The following is a 17966-nucleotide window of genomic DNA, read 5'->3' on the forward strand; positions in this document are numbered from 1 at the left end:
CCAGCCTTGCGGCCATGGCAACAGCCGTCGTGCTGGTCACCGCCCCCGCGGCATCCGCCGAATCCACCGCATCCCCCGCCTCCGCCGCATCCCCCGCATCCACACAGACGTCATCGCTGACGCCCTCACAGGCACCACCACGGACGCCGGCGCAGGCACCACCACGGGCGCCATCGCAGGCGGCGCCGCAGACGCCCCACCCGTGCCGCACACATGACGCGTTACGCCGGTCCGTGCACCACTTGGTCACGCACGACCGGATCGCCGGTGCCGCCGTCCTCGTCGACGGCGCCGGCCGGGACGCGGCCTGCACCAGCTGGTCCGTGACCGACGGAGTGGCCGATCTGCGCACGGACCGCCCGATGAACACCACCGACCGGCTGCGCATCGGCAGTGTCACCAAGACCTTCACCGCGACGGTCGTCCTGCAACTCGCCGCCGAGCGGCGCCTGTCCCTGGACGCGCCCGTCGAGCGTTACCTGCCCGGCCTGATCCGCGGCTCCGGGTACGACGGCCGCCGGATCACCGTACGGCAGATCCTGCAGCACACCAGCGGGCTCCCCGACTACCTCGACACGCCCGTATGGGATCATCCCGAGCGGCTGCGGTACCGGCACTTCGAGCCGCGCGAACTCGTCGCCCGGGCCCTGCGGTTGCCGCACCCCAAGCGGACCTGGCACTACGCGACCACCAACTACCTCATAGCCGGGCTGATCGTGCAGGCGGTCACCGGACACACCCCGGAGACGGAGATCACCCGGCGGATCATTACGCCGCTCGGGCTGCACGACACGTACTGGCCCGGAGACGATCCGCGCGTCCAAGGGCCGTACTCCCACAGCTACTTCGTCGCCGACGACGGGCGCCGTACCGACGGCACCAGCTGGAACATGACCTTCGGCGGCACCGGTGGGGCCCTGGTGTCCACGCCGGCCGACCTGAACCGGTTCGCCGCCGCTCTGTTCGGCGGCCGGCTGCTGCCCGCGGCCCAACTCGCCCAGATGCGGCGGACCGTGGCGGCCGACCCCGACCGGCTCTGGCCCGGCGCCCGCTACGGCCTCGGGCTGATCTCCTCGCCCCTGTCCTGCGGCGGCACCTGGTGGGGCCACGCGGGAACGGTGCCCGGCGGCCACCGGGCGCTGGTCGCCGTCGGCCCCGGCGGTCGCGGTGTCGCCGTGGCCCTGAACGAGATACCGGCCACGCTCCAGGCCGAACAGGACTTCCTCGACGTCGTCGACAAGGCCCTCTGCGAGGGGCGCACGTCCGAAAGGCAGGACATCGCATGACCGCCTCCTTCTCCCGCGGCCCCGGGCAGCGCCCGCGCACCGGCCGCTCTCGCCGTCCGGCCGCGCGAATCGCCGTAGCAGCCGCTCTGTGCCTCGCGGGCACGCTCACCCTGGGCGCCGCGCCCGCCATGCCCACCACGCCCGCCGTACCCACCACGCCCGCCGTGCCCGCCGCGGCCGGCGACCCCCTCGCCCGCTACCACCACCAGCACCTCCACTGGAAGAGCTGCCGGCTCGGCCCCGACGACACCACGGGCAAGGAACTGGAGCAGGCCGGTGCCCAATGCGCCGACGTCACCGTGCCGTTGGACTACGCGCGCCCCGCCGGCCGCACGATCACCGTCGCCCTCTCCCGGATCCGGGCCACCGACACCGCCCATCGCGTCGGCGCGCTGCTGCTCAACAGCGGTGGCCCCGGCGGGCAGACGATCGGTGATCCGCCGTGGGTGCGCAAGGCGATGAAGGACGTCGGCGCGCGCTACGACGTGGTGGGGGTGGATCCGCGCTTCGTCGGCCGGAGCACCCCGCTGGACTGCCAGTGGCCCACCGGCAGCATGTTCCGCGGGGCGGGTGGCGGCCGCGCCGGCTTCGACCGCATGGTGGCCTTGTCCGCGGACCTCGCCCGCCGGTGCCGTACACACGCGGGCGCCCTGGTGCCGTACGCCACCACCCGGAACACCGCCCGCGACATGGACGTGATCCGCGCCGCCCTGGGGGAACGCCGGATCTCCTATCTCGGGTACTCGTACGGCAGTTACCTCGGCCAGGTGTACGCGACGATGTTCCCGGACCGGACCGACCGGGTCGTCCTGGACGGCGTGATCGATCCCGGCCGCTACGGTCCGAGGCTGCTGCGCGGCACGGAGGAGGCCAACCGGAACGCCCTGCGGGACTGGGCCGGCTGGGCCGCCGCGCACGACGCGGCCTACGGTCTGGGGCGGACCCGCAGTGCGGTGCTGGCGACCGTGGACGCCGTGCGGTCGGCCGCCGCACGCACCCCCCTGCGGCTCGGCGCCCACCGGGTGGACGGGCACATCCTGCCCGTCGTCGTCTTCAACGGCCTCTCCCAGGACAATCCCACGGCCTACGGCGATCTCGCCCGGGCCGTGCGCGACCTGCGGCGCGCCGCCGAGGGCCGGACCGTCGCCCCGTCATCCTGGCTGGCCGGCACACTGGACTTCCTGCTGACCGGGCACGACTCCACCTACGGCAGCGCTCAGACGGCGATCCTCTGCGGCGACGTGGCCGCTCCGCGCGACCCGGAGACCTACTGGCGCGATCTGCGGCGTGCCGGGTCGCGGGACAAGCTGTTCGCTCCCGTCGCGAACGACATCAACCCGTGCGCCTTCTGGGATCCGCCGCGCGAACGCCCCACGCCGATCCGCGGCGACCTGCCGGCCCTGCTCGTGAACGCCACCGGTGACCCGCGCACCACCTTCCGCGGCGCCGAGACGGTCCACCGCAACTGGCCCGGCTCCCGTCTGGTCACCCTGCTCGGCGCGGACCAGCACGCGGTGTACGGCGTCTTCGGCAGCTCCTGCGTGGATGCCACGGTCAACGCCTATCTCGGCACCGGGCGCCTGCCGGCCGAGGACGTCGGCTGCGCCAGGCCGGCCGCCTGACGTCAGCCGACCTGCCGGGCGAAGGCGTCGTAGGCCCGCTCGTCGAAGAGGACGAAGCGCACCTCCTCGACCGCCGTCGCCGTGTCCCGCACCGCCTCCACGGCGATCCGTGCCGCATCGTCCAGCGGCCACCGGTACACGCCCGTGGAGACGGCCGGGAACGCGACGGTGCGGGCGCCGAGTTCGTCGGCGACCTTCAGGGACGCGCGGTAGCAGGAGGCGAGCAGCTCCGAGCGGTCCTCGCTCTGGCTGTACACCGGACCCACCGTGTGAATGACCCAGCGGGCGTCGAGTGCTCCCGCCGTCGTGGCGACCGCCTGGCCGGCGGGCAGGCCCTTGCCGTACCGGGAGGCGCGCAGCGCGCGGCACTCCTCCAGGATGGCGGGGCCGCCGCGCCGGTGGATCGCGCCGTCGACTCCTCCGCCGCCGAGGAGGGAGGAGTTGGCCGCGTTGACGATCGCGTCCGCGCTCTGCCGGGTGATGTCTCCCTGGACGAGGGTGATGGTGGTCATGTCTGCCTCAGTCTTCGCCAGACGGCCTTGGCCGCGTTGTGCCCCGACATGCCGTGCACGCCGGGTCCCGGCGGAGTGGCCGAGGAGCAGATGAAGACCGCCGGATGCGGGGTGTGGTAGGGGAACAGGGAAAGTCTGGGGCGCAGCAGCAGCTGGAGTCCGGACGCCGCGCCGCAGGCGATGTCGCCGCCGACGTAGTTGGCGTTGTGGGCGGCCAGCTCGGCGGGGCCGGCGACGGCGCGGGCGAGCACACGGTCGCGGAAACCGGGGGCGAAGCGCTCCAGTTGGCGTTCCATGGCGTCGGTGAGGTCGCCGGACCAGCCGTTCGGGACATGGCCGTACGCCCAGAAGACGTGCTTGCCCTCGGGGGCGCGGGTCGGGTCGGCGACGCTGGGCTGCACGGTGATCAGGAACGGCCGCTGCGGAGCGCGGCCCTCGCGGGAGGCGGCGCGCAGGGCGGTGGAGATCTCGGCCTGGCTCGCGCCGATCTGGACGGTGCCGGCGGTGCGGGCCTCGGGCGCGGTCCAGGGCACCGGGCCGTCCAGGGCATAGTCGATCTTGAAGACGCTCGGGCCGTAGCGGTAGTGCGCGTAGTGGTCGCCGAAGCCGGCGATGCGGGCGAGCGCGGTGGGCGAGGTGTCGAAGACGTACGCCCGCGCGGGCGGCAGATCGTCCAGGCGCTTGATCTCGTAGTCGGTGTGGACGGCGCCGCCGAGGTCCTTCAGATAGCCGGCGAGGGCGTCGGAGATCGCCTGGGAGCCGCCGCGGGGCACCGGCCAGCCGCGGGCGTGCGCGGCCAGCGCGAAGACCAGGCCCACGGCGCCGGTGGCCAGGCCGTCCAGCGGCGCGATCACATGCGCGACCAGACCGGCGAAGAGGGCCTTGGCCCGCTCGTCCCTGAAGCGGCGCAGCAGCCAGGTGGCCGGCGGCAGCCCGGCCAGTCCGAAGCGGGCCAGGGCGACCGGGTCGCGCGGGAGCGCGGTCAGCGGCAGGGACATGAAGTCCCGGACGAGGGTGTCCCAGTCGGCGAGGAACGGCTCGACCAGCCTGCGGTACGCGCCCGCGTCGCGCGGTCCGAAGGAGGCGGCCGTCTCGGCCACCGAGCGGGACAGCACGGCCGCGGTGCCGTCGAGGAACGGGTGCGCCATCGGCAGGTCGGCGTGCAGCCATTCGAGGCCGTAGCGGTCGAGGGGGAGGGCGCGGAACGCCGGCGAGTTGATGCCGAGGGGGTGGGCGGCCGAGCACGGGTCGTGCCGGAAGCCGGGCAGGGTCAGTTCCTCGGTGCGGGCGCCGCCGCCCACGGTGGACTTCGCCTCGAACAGCGCGACGGAGAAGCCGCGGCGGGCCAGCTCCACGGCCGCGGTCAGTCCGTTCGGTCCCGCACCCACCACGACCGCATCGAGCATCGACGGCACCTTCGGACCCCTTCGTCAGCCGATGACCACTCGGAGTTGCGTCAGCCGATGGCCACTCTGCGTTCAGGATATGCCGGAGGACTGACACTCCCCCGGGGCGGGTGACCGGGTGGACCGGCCGGCGCGGGCGGAAGGGACCCTTCCGCCGGCGGCGGCCGGCCCGGAGGTTCAGGCCCCCGCGCGCAGCAGCTCGGCCACCCGGTGGGCCGTCGCGGCGTCCCGGGCCGCGGTGAACGGCAGGGCGTTGCCGCCGGTCACGCGGAACGGCTCGCCGGCGCGGGTGAGGTGCGCGCCGCCCGCCTCCTCGACCAGGAGGAGACCCGCCGCGTGGTCCCAGGCCGCCTCCCAGGAGAACGCGACCGCGTCCAACTCGCCCCGGGCGACGGCGAGATACTCCAGGCCCGCCGAACCGCAGGCGCGCGGGGCGAAGCCGTCGGTCCGCAGGGCGTGCAGCGCGCGCTTCTCCGCGTCGGTGGTGTAGTCCGGGTGGGACGTGGCGACGACGAGGTCCCGGCCGGGCGCGGGCGGGCCCGCGAACAGCCGCTCGCCGTCGAGGAAGGCGCCCTGGCCGCGGACTGCGGTGGCGAGCTGGTCGCGCGCCGCGGCGTAGGTCCAGGAGGCGAGGACGACGCCGCGGTGGGCGAGCGCGACCAGGGTGCAGAACCCGTCGTCGCCGTGGACGAACTGGCGGGTGCCGTCGACCGGGTCGACGATCCACACCGGCGCGTCGCCCTGGAGCGCCGCATAGGTCGACGGGTCGGCGTGCACCGCCTCCTCGCCGACCACCACCGAGCCGGGCAGCAGCGCGCCCAGGTCCTGGGTGAGCCGCAGCTCGGCCAGCCGGTCGGCGTCCGTCACCAGGTCGTGCGGGCCGCTCTTCTGGTCCACCTCGTGCTCGGCGAGGCGGCGGAAGCGGGGCAGGATCTCGGCCGCGGCCGCCTTGCGGACCGCTTCCTCCACGTCGGCCGAGCAGCGTGCGAGAAACTCGTCGATGGTTTCCGTGTCTTCGATCATGTCTCCATGAGAGCATGCCCCACTGACAATCCCCGCCTCCCCGGTGCACTCCGGGTGGAATCGCGATGAAGAACAGGAGCCGCTCCCGGCCCCGCTCCCGGCCCTGCCGGAAGAGCAGGGGGCGCGGCGGGCCCCCTCCCCTGGGTGGTGGCGCCCGTCCCCGGGCGGTGGCTCCCAGGCGTGGCTCCCATCCCCTGGGCGTGCCGTCAGCGGCCCACCGCGTATCCCTGCATTCCGCGCGGGTTCGCCGCCGCCGACAGCACGCCGGTCTCCGGGTCCCGGGCCACCGCGCACAGGCGCCCTTCGGACCAGGCGGGGCCGACCCGGACGTCGTGGCCGCGCCGCCGCAGCTCCTCGATCACGTCCGCGTCCATGCGGGACTCCACGGTGACGCTGCCGGGGCGGTGGCCACGCGGGTAGAAGGAGCTGGGGAAGCTCTCGTTGTGCCAGTTCGGGGCGTCGATCGCGCCCTGCAGGTCGAGGGCGCCACGGACCGGTGCGCGCAGGGTGGCGGCGAGGAGGAAGTGCAGCTGCCACTGGTCCTGCTGGTCGCCGCCGGGCGTGCCGAAGGCCAGGACCGGCACGCCGTCGCGGAGCGCGAGGGACGGGGTGAGGGTGGTGCGCGGGCGGCGGCCCGGGGTGAGGGAGTTCGGCAGGCCCTCCTCCAGCCAGGCCATCTGCAGCCGCGTGCCGAGCGGGAAGCCCAGCTCGGGCACGACCGGGTTGGACTGCAGCCAGCCGCCGCTGGGCGTGGCCGCGATCATGTTGCCCCAGCGGTCGACGACGTCCAGGTGGCAGGTGTCACCACGGGTGGTGCCGTCGCCGGCCACCTGCGGCTCGCCGGGCAGCTCCGCGACGGTCGGCTCGCCGGCGCCCATCGGGTCGAAGCCGGGCAGGTCGGCGCTCTGCACGCGCGCGTACACCTGCGCAGGCAGCCGCGGGGGGCGTCCGCCGGGGCTGCCGGGCCGCAGCTCCCAGGAGGCCTTGGCGCCGACCAGGGCCCGCCGGCCGGCGTTGTAGTCCGCCGAGAGCAGCTCGGCCACCGGAACCTCGGCGGCGTCGCCGTACCAGGCCTCGCGGTCGGCCATGGCGAGCTTGCAGCCCTCGATCAGCAGGTGGACGTAGTCGGCGGAGCCGTAGGCGGGCAGTTCCGGCGGGAGCAGGGCGAGCTGCTGCAGGAGGGCGGGGCCCTGGCTCCAGGGGCCGGCCTTGCACACGGTCCAGCCGTTCCAGTCGTAGGTCACCGGGGTCTCGTAGGTCGCCGACCAGCCGGCGAGGTCGGCCTCGGTGAGCGTGCCGGTGTGGCGTGTCCCGCTGGTGTCCATCGTGGGCCGCCGGGACTGCCGTACCAGCGCCTCGGCGATGAAGCCGGAGCGCCACACCTCGCGTGCGGCGTCGATCCGGGCCTCCCGGTCCCCGGCCCGGGCGGTCTCGGCGAGCAGCCGCTGCCAGGTGGCGGCGAGGGCGGGATTGCGGAAGCGCTCACCGGGCCGCGGTGCCCGGCCACCGGGCAGATAGACCTCCGCCGAAGAGGTCCACTCCGTCTCGAACAGCTCCCGTACGGTCTCCACGGTCGCGCCGACCTTCTCCACGGGCGCGTGCCCATGCTCGGCGTATCCGATGGCGTACCTCAGAACGCCGTCCAGGGACTTCGTGCCGTGGTCGCGCAGGAGCAGCAGCCAGGCGTCGAAGGCGCCGGGCACGGCGGCCGCGAGCGGCCCGGTGCCGGGTACGAGGTCCAGCCCGAGCCCCCGGTAGTGCGCGACGGAGGCGCCGGCCGGGGTCACGCCCTGCCCGCAGAGCACCCGCACCGCTCCGCCCGCCGGGGCGAGCAGGATGGGCACCTCACCGGCGGGCCCGTTGAGATGTGGCTCCACCACATGCAGCACAAACGCGCCCGCCACGGCGGCGTCGAAGGCGTTGCCCCCGTCCTCCAGAACCGCCATCGCCGACTGCGAGGCCAGCCAGTGGGTGGAGGACACCATCCCGAAGGTGCCTTGCAGAGTGGGCCGAGTGGTGAACACGGGCGTCTCCTTGGCTCGGGTACGTCTTGCGGGTGATCGTACGAGCGTGATCGCCGTCCGGGGAACATGACGCCGGCCCGCGCCGTTGATCTCAACGGACGAGAGCTTGCTCGCGACGGAGACGGAGGACGACACCCACCGGCCACGGCTGCCGGTCTGACGGTCGGCCCCGGAAGCCACGACGGCCGGCCCCGCAAGCCACGGCTGCCGACCCCGGAACCGCGGGTACCGCGACTACGATGCCCCCTGTGCCGCCACTTGACGACCGTGACGATCAACTAGCCCTTCTCTGCAGCCAGTTGCCGCGGCTGCGCCGTATGCACCAGGGACCGGTGGGTGCGGCGCGGCGGCTCGTGCTCGACCGGGCCGTGCGGGCGGCCCGGGACGGCGAGCCGCTGGCGGAGCACCTGGCGGCTCTGGGACTGCCCGTGAGCCCTGCCATGCCGAGCCCGGCGGGACCGGACGTGGTGCGCTCGACGTTGCCGACCGCGGTCACCGCCGGCGGGGCGCACGCGGTGCCCGGCGAGCATGTCTGCCCGCGCGGGGTCTGTGCCCGGCGAGAGCGGCGGCATGTCGACCAGGCGCTGCCGGTGTGCGAGGTGTTCGACCTCGCCCTGCGCTTCGCCCCCGAGAGCTGAGCGGCCCGGCATGCTCACGGGGCTCGTCTCGGACGTCGGCAAGAAGCTGGCCGAGCGCTGGGGGTCGACGCTGGTGCTGCCCGGGCTGGTGTTCACCGTCCTGGCGGCCGCTGGCCTGACTCTGGGCCAGCGGCACTGGGCGGACCTGGACGTGCTGCGGCACCGGCTTCGGGCGCTGACGGCCGGCGGGTCGGGGTCGACGTGTACGGCGGTGCTGCTGCTCGGGGTACTGGCCGCGTCCTTCGCTGCCGCGCTGTTGGCCGACGCGCTGGCCGGGCCGTACGAGCGTGCGCTGCAGGGGAGTTGGCCGAGGCCGCTGGCAGGCATGGCGCGTGCGCTGACCGAACGGCGGCGCCGAGACTGGGACTCCCGCGACGCGGCCTGCGCCGCGGCACGAGGGAGCGACGCTCTGGGCGGGCTGGAGTCCGCGCGGAACGCGGTGTCCCTGGTGCGGCCGGAGTGCCCGACCTGGACCGGCGACCGGCTGCGCGCTCCGGCAGCCCGTATCCGGCTGCACTACCGGCTCGAACTCGTCGACGCCTGGCCCCGGTTGTGGCTGCTGCTGCCGGACTCCACGCGGCTGCCGCTGGCCGAGTCCCGGCAACGGCTGGACGAGGCGATGCGGCTCGGCGGCTGGGCGGTGCTGTACGTGCTGCTGGGGGTGGTGTGGTGGCCGGCCGCGGCGGTGGGCGCGGGCGCGGGCCTGGTCGCCTGGCGGCGCGGGCGGGAACGGGCCGATGCGTACGCGGAGTTGGTGGAGTCGGCGGTGGACGTCCATCTGCCCGACCTGATCGACCGGTTCGACGAGGAGGCCCACCCGGTACGGGCGAGTCCGGGCCCCGCCCTGACCGAGCGCTTCCGCAAGGGCGCGGGCCCACGCCATGGATGACGGGGTACACAGGCGTGCGAGGACGGCGGACCGGGACGGTCGGCCTGCCGTGAACGGGGGGAACGGACCATGACGACACCGGCGGACGGCCTTCCCGGCACGGAGCGGGAGTTGCTGCTGCGAGCGGTCCGTAAGCGGCTCGACGGGCCGGGCGGTGCCTCCGGGTCGCACGACGACGAGGCCCGTGCCGAGACCGACGCGCTGCTGTGGCACCTGGTGGGGCCCGACCCGTACACGGGAGGGCACCGCGTCGACGAGGAGGTGGCCCTCGCCCTCGGTCTGGCCCTGCTGACCCGGGCCGTCAGCCGGCCCGAGGCGCCGACCGCCGCGCTGGACGGCCGCCAGGGTGTGCTGCTGCTCGCCCCGTTCCACTGCCGTCCGCCCGTCGACGCGGACCCCCTGCCGAAGGAGCTGCGCGCCGCGATCGACGCCCTGCTCGCCCCGGCGGACGGCGCGGACGGGGCGGCCGTCCGGGCGCATGCCACCGCCCTCGCCGCCCTGGGAACGCAGCTGTTCCAGCTCGCGGTCATGCAGGCCTGGCCCAGAGCCCTGGAGGCGTCCGCCGAGGTGAGCCGCACGGCCCTGCCGCACCTGCCGTCCGGCGGATTCGAGCGGGCGCTGACCGGCTGCAACCTCGGCTATGCGCTGCTGTGGCTCCACACCATGCACGGTCTGGGCGGGCCCGAGGAGATCGCCGAGGCGGCCGACGCCCTGCGCGACGCGTTCGCCGCCATTCCCCCGGACCACCCGCACCACGCCCGCTGCGCCTACGGCCTCGGCCTGGCGCTGCTGACCCGGGCGGGCCTGACCGAGGACCACTCGCCGCTGCCCGAGGCGATCGAACTGCTGCGGACGGCGGCTCGCGGCGTCGCCCCGGCCGCCGACGGCAGCCTTGCGCACGCGTACGCCGACCTCGGCCACGCTCTCACCCTGTACGCCGCGGACCAGGACGACCAGGCGGGCCCGGAACTGCGGGAGGAAGCGCTCGCCGTGCTCCGGCGTTCCGTGGACCTCACCCCGCCCTGGGACTGGGCGGCGCTGCGCATCCGGCTGAAACGGCTGGCCGAGGCCACACTGATCGGCATCCGGCACGCCGACCCCGGGCAGGTCGCCGCGCAGGCCGGGGAGGCCGCGTGGGCGCTGCGCCGACTGCTGGACCTGACCCCGGTGCGCCACCCGGAACACGCGGATCTGCACCTGTGGCTGGCCATGCACCTGCTCGCCGCCCAGTGGCCGCAGAACGCCCTCGATCTGCTCGCCGCCGCCGGCCCGCTGTTCGCCGGGGACGCCGACCGCAGCCTGTGCGCCGAGTGGCTGACCGAGGAAGCGACCCGCATGATGGCCGAGTGGAGCCCTCTGCCGGGGCTCACTCCCGAGCAGCAGGCCGCCGCGGACGCGATCGTTGACCTCTGGGCGTCCATGTCGTCCGCAGAGAACCGCGGCCACCCGCTCGCAGCCGTGGCCGGCATCTTCGGTGCGGGCCCGGGGGACGGGGTCGGCCGGCCGCAGGTCGACTTCGGCAAGCTGCTCGCCGGCGGTGCCTTCGGACGGTCCGTACGGGACGCCATATCCGCCACCGCGTACCAGATGACGCTGCGCCGGGCCGGGCAGCAGGGGCAGGCACCGGCGGAGGCCGCGGTACCGGCACCGCTGGACACCGGCGTTCTGGACCGGATATGCGCCGCCTGCGACCGGCTGCTCACCCGCGTGCCGCCGGACACCGGCGAGTACCGCCTGTTCAGCGCCGCCCGGTCCATGGCGGTCGTCCAGAAGGCGAGGCTCGACTGGGTTGGTGCCCCCCGCGACGAGAACCGGCTGCGGGCGCTGTACGCCGTGCTGCCCCTGGAGCTCGAACTGTTCCGGGCATTCCCGCAGCAGCTCGAGGACCTCGGCATCGATCCCGAACACTTCGCGGGGCACGCGGCGCTGAAGATCGCGTACGGCTCACCGTTCCTCCAGCTCCAGATGCTGGAAGAGGGAATCCGCGGCGCTCGCGACAAGCTCGGCGAACTCCCTCCTGACAGCGATGAGTACGACGACGCTCTCGTGGCCCTGGCCAACCTGCTGTTCGTCCGGTACCTGATGTGGTCGGAGGAAGAGGACTACACCGACGCCGAGGCCATCGCCCGGGAGCTGGCCGACCGGGCCGAGCCGGACCTGCGCATCGCGATGCTGGTGCTGCGCTGGGTCCCGGCCGCGCAGTCACGCGCCCTGCACCCGGTGCTGCTCGGTGCCGAGCAGCACCGGGAGGGGCTCTCGTCCAGCCGGTTCACCCGGCTGACCGCCGAGCAGGCGGCCGGGGCGCTGGACGCCCTGGACCCGGCGTCCGCCCTGGAAGCCCTGGAGGACGGCCGTACCCGCCTGTTGTCCCTGGCGCTCGACACCCGCCGCGACCTGGCCGCCCTGAGCGACACCGACGCCGCGCTGCACGCCCGGCTGCGCGATCAACTCGCCAAGGTGCGGGACGCGTTACGGCACCTGGACATCGCCCTGTGGGCCAACCGGGAGGAGATCGCCAGGCAGTACGCCACCCAGCAGGAGGCGGCCCGGATCATCACCGAACTGCAGCGACGTCCGGGATTCCAGCGGTTCCTGACCCCGCTGACGCTGCATCTGGACGACCTGCTCCCGGCCGCCGCCGAGGGCCCCGTGGTGTCCGTCAACGTCCATCCGCGCCGCTGCGACGCGCTCGCGCTGTGCCCCGACGGACTGCGCCATGTGCCGCTCCCCCGGCTGCACGCCGCCGATCTCGCCGCCCAGGCGGAGGCCTTCCGGCTGGCCGTCGACGTACTCACGGCGGGGCCGCGCGACCCGCTGTACGAGGAGGCGAGGACCGTCTTCACCGGCACCCTGGCCTGGCTGTGGGACGTCCTGGCCGAACCCGTCCTGAAGGAACTCGGGTTCACCGACCCGCTCGTGAAGGGGGCGCCACGGCCCCGGCTGTGGTGGTCGCCGTCCGGTGTGCTCAACTCCTTTCCGCTGCACGCCGCCGGACACCACGGCCCGGACGCGCCGGCGGGCGCGTCCGTCCTGGACCGGGTGGTCTCCTCCTACACGCCGACCGTGCGCGCTCTGCTGGCCGGCCGGGCCCACCGCCGTGCGGAACCGGGCCGGCGCGGTGTCCTCGCCGTAGCCATGCCCAAGACGCCCGGGCAGCCGCCGCTGAAGCGGACCGTCGCGGAGGCCACGGCGGCCGCCGCGGCGGGCGGGGGCGTCCCGCTGATCGGCGCGGACGCCACCCGGGAGGCGGTGCGTACGGCAGTGCTCGACGCGGCCGTGGTGCACTTCGCCTGCCACGCCGACAGCGGTCCCGATGCCCCGGCGGCCGGCCGGCTGCTGCTCGCCGACGGCGCCCTGAGCCTCGGCGAGATCAGCGAACTGCACCTGGAATCGGCCGAGTTGGCGTATCTTTCGGCGTGCGGAACGGCACGTGGCGGCTCGGCCGCCCTCGCCGAGGAGGCCGTCCACCTCGCCTCCGCGTTCCAACTGGCGGGCTACAGCCAATCGGTGGCCACGCTGTGGGAGGTCGAGGACGCCTTCGCCGCCGAGGCGGCCGCCACCTTCCACCGCCTCCTGTCCCCGTCCCTGCCGGAGCCCGGCCCACTGCCCGCGGCCCACGCCCTGCACGACACGGTCCACGCCCTGCGCACGGCGGACCCCGAACAGCCGTGGACCTGGGGCGCGTTGGTACACGCGGGCACCTGACCGAACGGGGGCCACACGATCAGCGAACGTGAAGCCGCGCGGCGCCTGGGGCCGGCCTTCCGTCGCCGTCGGCTCAGCGGGTCTGGTCTCCTCGATCCGGGCCACCATTAAGATGAAATACAAAAGATGTGCGCATCTGCCCGAATGTCGGAGCAACAGGCTCAGGACACACACCGCGCACGGGAAGGAAGCGAAGCCGTGCATGGTGAGTACAAGGTGCCCGGCGGCAAGCTGGTCGTCGTGGATCTGGACGTCGAGGAAGGTGTCCTGCGCAACGTGCGAGTCGCCGGGGACTTCTTCCTGGAGCCGGACGAAGCGATCCTCTCGATCGACACGGCGCTTGAGGGGGCACCCTCATCGATGGACGCCGCAGGGCTCGCCGCCCGGATCACGGCGGCGCTGCCGGAGTCGACCGTGATGCTCGGGCTGACGGCGGAGGGCGTCGCCATCGCCGTCCGGCGTGCTCTGGCCCACGCGACCGAGTGGAGCGACTACGACTGGCAGCTGGTGCACATGGGCCCGCAGGCACCGGCCCTGCACATGGCGCTGGACGAGGTGCTCACCGCCGAGGTGGCCGCCGGGCGGCGAGCCCCGACACTGCGGGTATGGGAGTGGGCCTCGCCTTCCGTGGTGATCGGCAGCTTCCAGTCCCTGCGGAACGAGGTGGACCCCGCAGGAGCCGCGAAGCACGGGATGACCGTGGTCCGCCGCGTCTCCGGCGGCGGGGCCATGTTCGTGGAGCCCATGAGCACGATCACGTACTCCCTGTCCGTGCCGGAGTCCCTGGTCTCGGGCCTCTCCTTCGCGGACAGCTACGCCTACCTCGACGACTGGGTGCTGGGCGCACTCGGCGACATGGGCATCAAGGCCTGGTACCAGCCCCTGAACGACATCGCCACCGAGGCCGGCAAGATCGCCGGCGCCGCCCAGAAGCGCATGGTCGGCCCTGATGGCGGCCCTGGAGCCGTCCTCCATCACGTGACGATGTCCTACGACATCGACGCCGACAAGATGCTTGAGGTGCTCCGCATCGGCAAGGAGAAGATGTCCGACAAGGGGACCAGGAGCGCCAGGAAGCGCGTCGACCCGCTCCGCCGGCAGACGGGCCTCGCGCGGGAACAGGTCATCGAGAACATGATCACCTCCTTCCGCAACCGCTACGGGCTGACCACCGGCGAGATCACGGCGGAAGAGATGGCCCGCGCGGAGGAACTGGTGCGGACGAAGTTCGCCACCGAGGAGTGGACCGCGCGCGTGCCGTGACCCGAAGTCGGTGCGAGTCGGTGCCCGCCCGCCGGCTTGGCGTGCAAAACGGGCAGATCGGTACGTCGTGAACGGGGCGTCGTGACCGTACGAGTACACAGCGCATTCCCCACTTCCGCCCCGCAGGGAGTCGTGTGAGACTGTCGTCCCCGTCCTTGCTGCGGACCCCTTCCGTACCCCCTCCCCCACGAGAAGTGCGCCGTGCGTTCTCTTCCTCTGCCGCTCGCCCTCACCGCGCGGATCTCGCCGGTCGCGGTGCTCGCCTGTGCCGGCTGGGCGCTGACGTCCGGACCGGCCGCGCCGTCGACGGCGGCCGGGCATCAGGCGGACCGGACGACGCCCAGCCAGTCCTCCTCCGGCTCCGCCGGATCCTCCGGCCCGTCGTCCGGCGGCGCGTCCGCGAAGGCGTACTCCGCCGCGCCCTCGCCCTGCACCAGCGTGCCGGTGGCGACCGTCAAGTCCCTGGTGCCCGGGGCGAAGACACAGGGCAAGGAGATCCCGTCGACGGACACCAAGCTGCGCCGCACCTGTTCCTGGAACGCCCTGCAGGGCTACGACTACCGCTGGCTCGATGTGTCGTTCGAGGTCAGCGAGTCGGCGCAGGTGGCGCAGCAGGAGTATGAGCAGCGGGTGAAGGAGAAGAGCGGCGGCGGGGCCGTGCCGGGGCTCGGGGACAGTGCCTATTCCGTGGTGAATCTGGCCACCGAGGACAAGCAGCAGACCCGGGAGGGCGTGGTGATGGTCCGGGCGTCCAACGCCCTGGTGATCGTCACCTACAACGGCAGCAACTTCGAGACGAAGAAGGCGCCGGACACGGACGAGATCAACAAGGGCGCCATCCAGGCGGCACGGGCCGCGGTCGGCGCCCTCGGGGGCGGACAGTCCCAGTCCGGCTGACCGCCCGCCCCCGTGTCCTTACGGCGTGGCCTCTCTGCGCCCCGTCAGCAGCGTGAGCGCCAGATACAGCACCAGGGACGTGCCCAGGCCCACCGCCCAGCCGTAGTCCGCCAAGGACGCCAGGGCGGGGATGGGGCGGCCGTCGATCAGGGGCTTGAAGCTGGCGCCGCCGATCGCGAGGACACCGCCCGCCAGGAAGGACACGACAGCGCGCCAGTTCCAGCCGGCGGTGTACCAGTAGCGGCCTCCGGTGCGGTAGAGGTCGGCGAGGTCGAGGCGGGTGCGGCGCAGGAACCAGTAGTCGGCCACGAGGATGCCCGCAACCGTGCCGAGCAGACCGCCGACCAGGCCGAGCCAGGTGAAGATGTAGCCCTGCGGGTCGGAGTACAGCTTCCAGGGGAAGATGAGGACCGCGAGGACGGCGGTGATCAGCGCCCCGGTGCGGAAACTCACCTTCCTGGGCGCCACGTTGGAGAAGTCGAAGGCGGGCGAGACGAGGTTCGCCGCGATGTTCACGGACAGGGTCGCGACCAGGACCGTCACCAGCGCGTAGAGCAGGCCGACCACGTTGTCCGTCTTCGCCGCCAGCTGCACCGGGTCCCAGACCGGCTTGCCGTACACCGCCTGGGAGCCCGAGGTGACGAGGACGGACAGGAACGCGAAGAGGGTCATCGTGGTCGGCAGGCCGAGGGCCTGGCCCCAGGTCTGGGCCTTCTGGCTGCGCCCATAGCGGGTGAAGTCCGGAATATTCAGACTCAAAGTGGACCAAAAGCCGATCATGCCCATCAATGAGGGCCAGAACAGCTTCCAGAAGCTCCCGCCCCAGCCGAGCTTCGAGGGCTGGTCGAAGAGCGGGCCGACGCCGCCCGCCTTGCTGCTCATCCACCACAGCATCACGAACGCGCCGACGAGCACGAAGGGCGCCGCCCAGTTCTCGAAGCGGCGGATGGTCTCCATGCCCCGGTGGATGATCGCGACCTGGATCGCCCAGAAGATCGCGAACGACAGCCACATGGTCCAGGCGTAGCCGCCGAAGTGCGCCGCGTTGGACCAGCTGCCGCCGATCAGCTTCCCGGCGAGGAAGTAGATGGCCTCGCCGCCGATCCAGGTCTGGATGCCGAACCAGCCGCAGGCCACCAACGCCCGTACGACGGCGGGCAGGTTGGCGCCGCGCACGCCGAAGGATGCGCGGGCGAACACCGGGAACGGGATGCCGTACTTGGGGCCGGCGTGCCCGGTGAGCAGCATCGGCACCAGCACGACCAGGTTGGCGAGAGCGATGGTGAACACCGCCTGCTTCCAGTCCATGCCGACGGCGATCAGGCCGGACGCCAGCGTCCAGGAGGCCGTGTTGTGGGCCATGCCGACCCAGAGCGCGGAGAAGTTGTACGTGGTCCAGGTGCGCTTCTCGGCGGGGACCGGGAGCAGGTCCTCGTTGGCGTAGGGACCGCTGGGCGGCGGGGTGCCAGGAGCGAGTTCCACGCGCCCGTCGGGGAGGGTGACCTGGCCGGAGAGGGGTATGGCCGGGGGAGCGGTGTCGGTCATGGGCTGGCCAATCGGGTGAGGTGGGAGGGGAGTTGGCCGTGCGGGCACCAGCCCCCTCCCCGGGGGAGCGGGGAGGGGAGACCAGGAGGGGCGTGGGGGGTTGAACTACCGCGTTCGGGTCAGGCGTTGACGGCCGGGATCACCGTCGTGCCGTAGGCGTCGATGGTGGCCTCCTGCGCGTCGTGCATGTCGTACACCGCGAACTGGTCGACGCCCAGGGCGCGGAGTGCGTTCAGTTTCTCGATGTGCTTCTCCGCGGGGCCGATCACACAGAACCGGTCCACGATCTCGTCGGGCACGAACTCGGTGTCCGGGTTGCCGCTGCGGCCGTGGTGGGCGTAGTCGTAGCCCTGCCGTGCCCTGATGTACTCGGTGAGTTCCTCGGGGACCTGGGCGGAGTGCTCGCCGTACCTGGCGACCAGGTCGGCGACGTGGTTGCCGACCATGCCGCCGAACCAGCGGCACTGCTCGCGGGCGTGGGCGAGGGCCTCGGGCGAGTCGTCCTCGGTGACGTACGCGGGCGCCGCCACGCAGATCGTCACCTCCGACGGGTCGCGCCCGGCGGCGGCCGCCGCGTCCTTGACGGCCTTCACCATGTACTCGGTCAGATACAGGTCGGACAGCTGGAGGATGAAGCCGTCGGCCTCCTCGCCGGTCATCTTCAGCGCCTTCGGGCCGTACGCGGCCATCCAGACGGGGAGTTCGGCGCCCTCCTTGATCCACGGGAACCGGATCTTGGTGCCGCCGAGGTCGGCCTCCTGGCCCCGGGCGAGCGCCCGGATGACCTTCATGGCCTCGCTGATGCGCGCGAGGGTGTTGGGTTTGCGGCCCGCGACCCGCATCGCGGAGTCGCCGCGGCCGATGCCGCAGACGGTGCGGTTGCCGAACATGTCGTTGAGGGTGGCGAAGGTGGAGGCGGTGACCTCCCAGGTGCGGGTGCCCGGGTTGGTGACCATCGGGCCGACCTTCAGATGGGACGTGTTCGCCAGGATCTGGCTGTAGATGACGAACGGCTCCTGCCAGAGCACGGAGGAGTCGAAGGTCCAGCCGTACGTGAAGCCGTTGCGCTCGGCCCGTTTCATCAGGCTGACGACACGGGAGGCCGGCGGGTCGGTCTGCAGGACGAGTCCAAAATCCATGGCGTCCATGGCGCCCT

The 17966-nt window shown here is 73.1% G+C and carries 13 protein-coding genes; 7 read left to right on the forward strand and 6 right to left on the reverse strand.

Translation table 11 applies throughout. The features are described 5' to 3' along the window. The first annotated feature begins 233 nt into the window (after positions 1 to 233). Together AB5L52_RS09415 and AB5L52_RS09420 are read left to right on the forward strand one after the other, a co-directional pair. Positions 234 to 1286 carry a serine hydrolase domain-containing protein gene (locus AB5L52_RS09415; protein ID WP_369363332.1) on the forward strand — a complete coding sequence of 351 codons (1053 nt, stop codon included), beginning with the start codon at positions 234 to 236 and terminating at the stop codon, positions 1284 to 1286. A 128-nt stretch (positions 1287 to 1414) separates the two neighbouring features. Further along, positions 1415 to 2908 carry an alpha/beta fold hydrolase gene (locus tag AB5L52_RS09420; RefSeq protein ID WP_369368841.1) on the forward strand — a complete coding sequence of 498 codons (1494 nt, stop codon included), beginning with the start codon at positions 1415 to 1417 and terminating at the stop codon, positions 2906 to 2908. 2 nt (positions 2909 to 2910) lie between these two features. On the opposite strand, the gene AB5L52_RS09425 is transcribed toward AB5L52_RS09420, so the two are convergent. The 4 genes from AB5L52_RS09425 to AB5L52_RS09440 form a co-directional block, all read right to left on the reverse strand. Continuing rightward, complete coding sequence (locus AB5L52_RS09425; protein ID WP_351026292.1) at positions 2911 to 3420, reverse strand: O-acetyl-ADP-ribose deacetylase; 510 nt, start codon at positions 3418 to 3420, stop codon at positions 2911 to 2913. Beyond that, positions 3417 to 4835 (reverse strand): NAD(P)/FAD-dependent oxidoreductase, encoded by a 1419-nt coding sequence (locus AB5L52_RS09430; RefSeq protein WP_351026290.1) that lies wholly within the window; start codon positions 4833 to 4835, stop codon positions 3417 to 3419. Before AB5L52_RS09430 ends, AB5L52_RS09425 begins: the two co-directional genes overlap by 4 nt. 168 nt (positions 4836 to 5003) lie before the next feature. Further along, entirely contained in the window at positions 5004 to 5849 is an 846-nt protein-coding gene (locus AB5L52_RS09435; RefSeq protein ID WP_351026289.1) for an inositol monophosphatase family protein, read from the reverse strand. A 206-nt stretch (positions 5850 to 6055) separates the two neighbouring features. Then, entirely contained in the window at positions 6056 to 7873 is a 1818-nt protein-coding gene (locus AB5L52_RS09440) for a gamma-glutamyltransferase family protein (RefSeq protein WP_369363334.1), read from the reverse strand. Positions 7874 to 8121: 248 nt separating this feature from the next. Here AB5L52_RS09440 and AB5L52_RS09445 point away from each other — a divergent pair, with 248 nt between their 5' ends. The 5 genes from AB5L52_RS09445 (at position 8122) to AB5L52_RS09465 (ending at position 15265) form a co-directional block, all read left to right on the forward strand. Then, the gene (locus AB5L52_RS09445; protein ID WP_369363336.1) at positions 8122 to 8511 is read left to right on the forward strand and encodes a hypothetical protein; all 390 of its coding nucleotides are present in this window, start codon (positions 8122 to 8124) and stop codon (positions 8509 to 8511) included. 10 nt (positions 8512 to 8521) lie between these two features. Further along, on the forward strand, positions 8522 to 9400 hold the full coding sequence (locus tag AB5L52_RS09450; RefSeq protein ID WP_369363338.1) for a hypothetical protein: 879 nt from the start codon (positions 8522 to 8524) through the stop codon (positions 9398 to 9400). 69 nt (positions 9401 to 9469) lie between these two features. Next, positions 9470 to 13105: a CHAT domain-containing protein gene (locus tag AB5L52_RS09455; RefSeq protein WP_369363340.1), complete on the forward strand. Its 3636-nt coding sequence runs from the start codon at positions 9470 to 9472 to the stop codon at positions 13103 to 13105. A 198-nt stretch (positions 13106 to 13303) separates the two neighbouring features. After that, positions 13304 to 14368 carry a biotin/lipoate A/B protein ligase family protein gene (locus tag AB5L52_RS09460; protein ID WP_369363342.1) on the forward strand — a complete coding sequence of 355 codons (1065 nt, stop codon included), beginning with the start codon at positions 13304 to 13306 and terminating at the stop codon, positions 14366 to 14368. 201 nt (positions 14369 to 14569) lie between these two features. Beyond that, positions 14570 to 15265 (forward strand): hypothetical protein, encoded by a 696-nt coding sequence (locus AB5L52_RS09465; RefSeq protein WP_369363344.1) that lies wholly within the window; start codon positions 14570 to 14572, stop codon positions 15263 to 15265. Positions 15266 to 15283: 18 nt separating this feature from the next. Here AB5L52_RS09465 and AB5L52_RS09470 read toward each other — a convergent pair whose 3' ends face one another. Together AB5L52_RS09470 and AB5L52_RS09475 are read right to left on the reverse strand one after the other, a co-directional pair. Continuing rightward, positions 15284 to 16810 (reverse strand): NCS1 family nucleobase:cation symporter-1, encoded by a 1527-nt coding sequence (locus tag AB5L52_RS09470; protein WP_351026278.1) that lies wholly within the window; start codon positions 16808 to 16810, stop codon positions 15284 to 15286. Positions 16811 to 16929: 119 nt separating this feature from the next. Next, on the reverse strand, positions 16930 to 17949 hold the full coding sequence (locus AB5L52_RS09475; protein ID WP_351026494.1) for a TIGR03842 family LLM class F420-dependent oxidoreductase: 1020 nt from the start codon (positions 17947 to 17949) through the stop codon (positions 16930 to 16932). Positions 17950 to 17966 lie beyond the last annotated feature (17 nt).

This window comes from Streptomyces sp. CG4 (assembly GCF_041080655.1).
Lineage (GTDB): Bacteria > Actinomycetota > Actinomycetes > Streptomycetales > Streptomycetaceae > Streptomyces.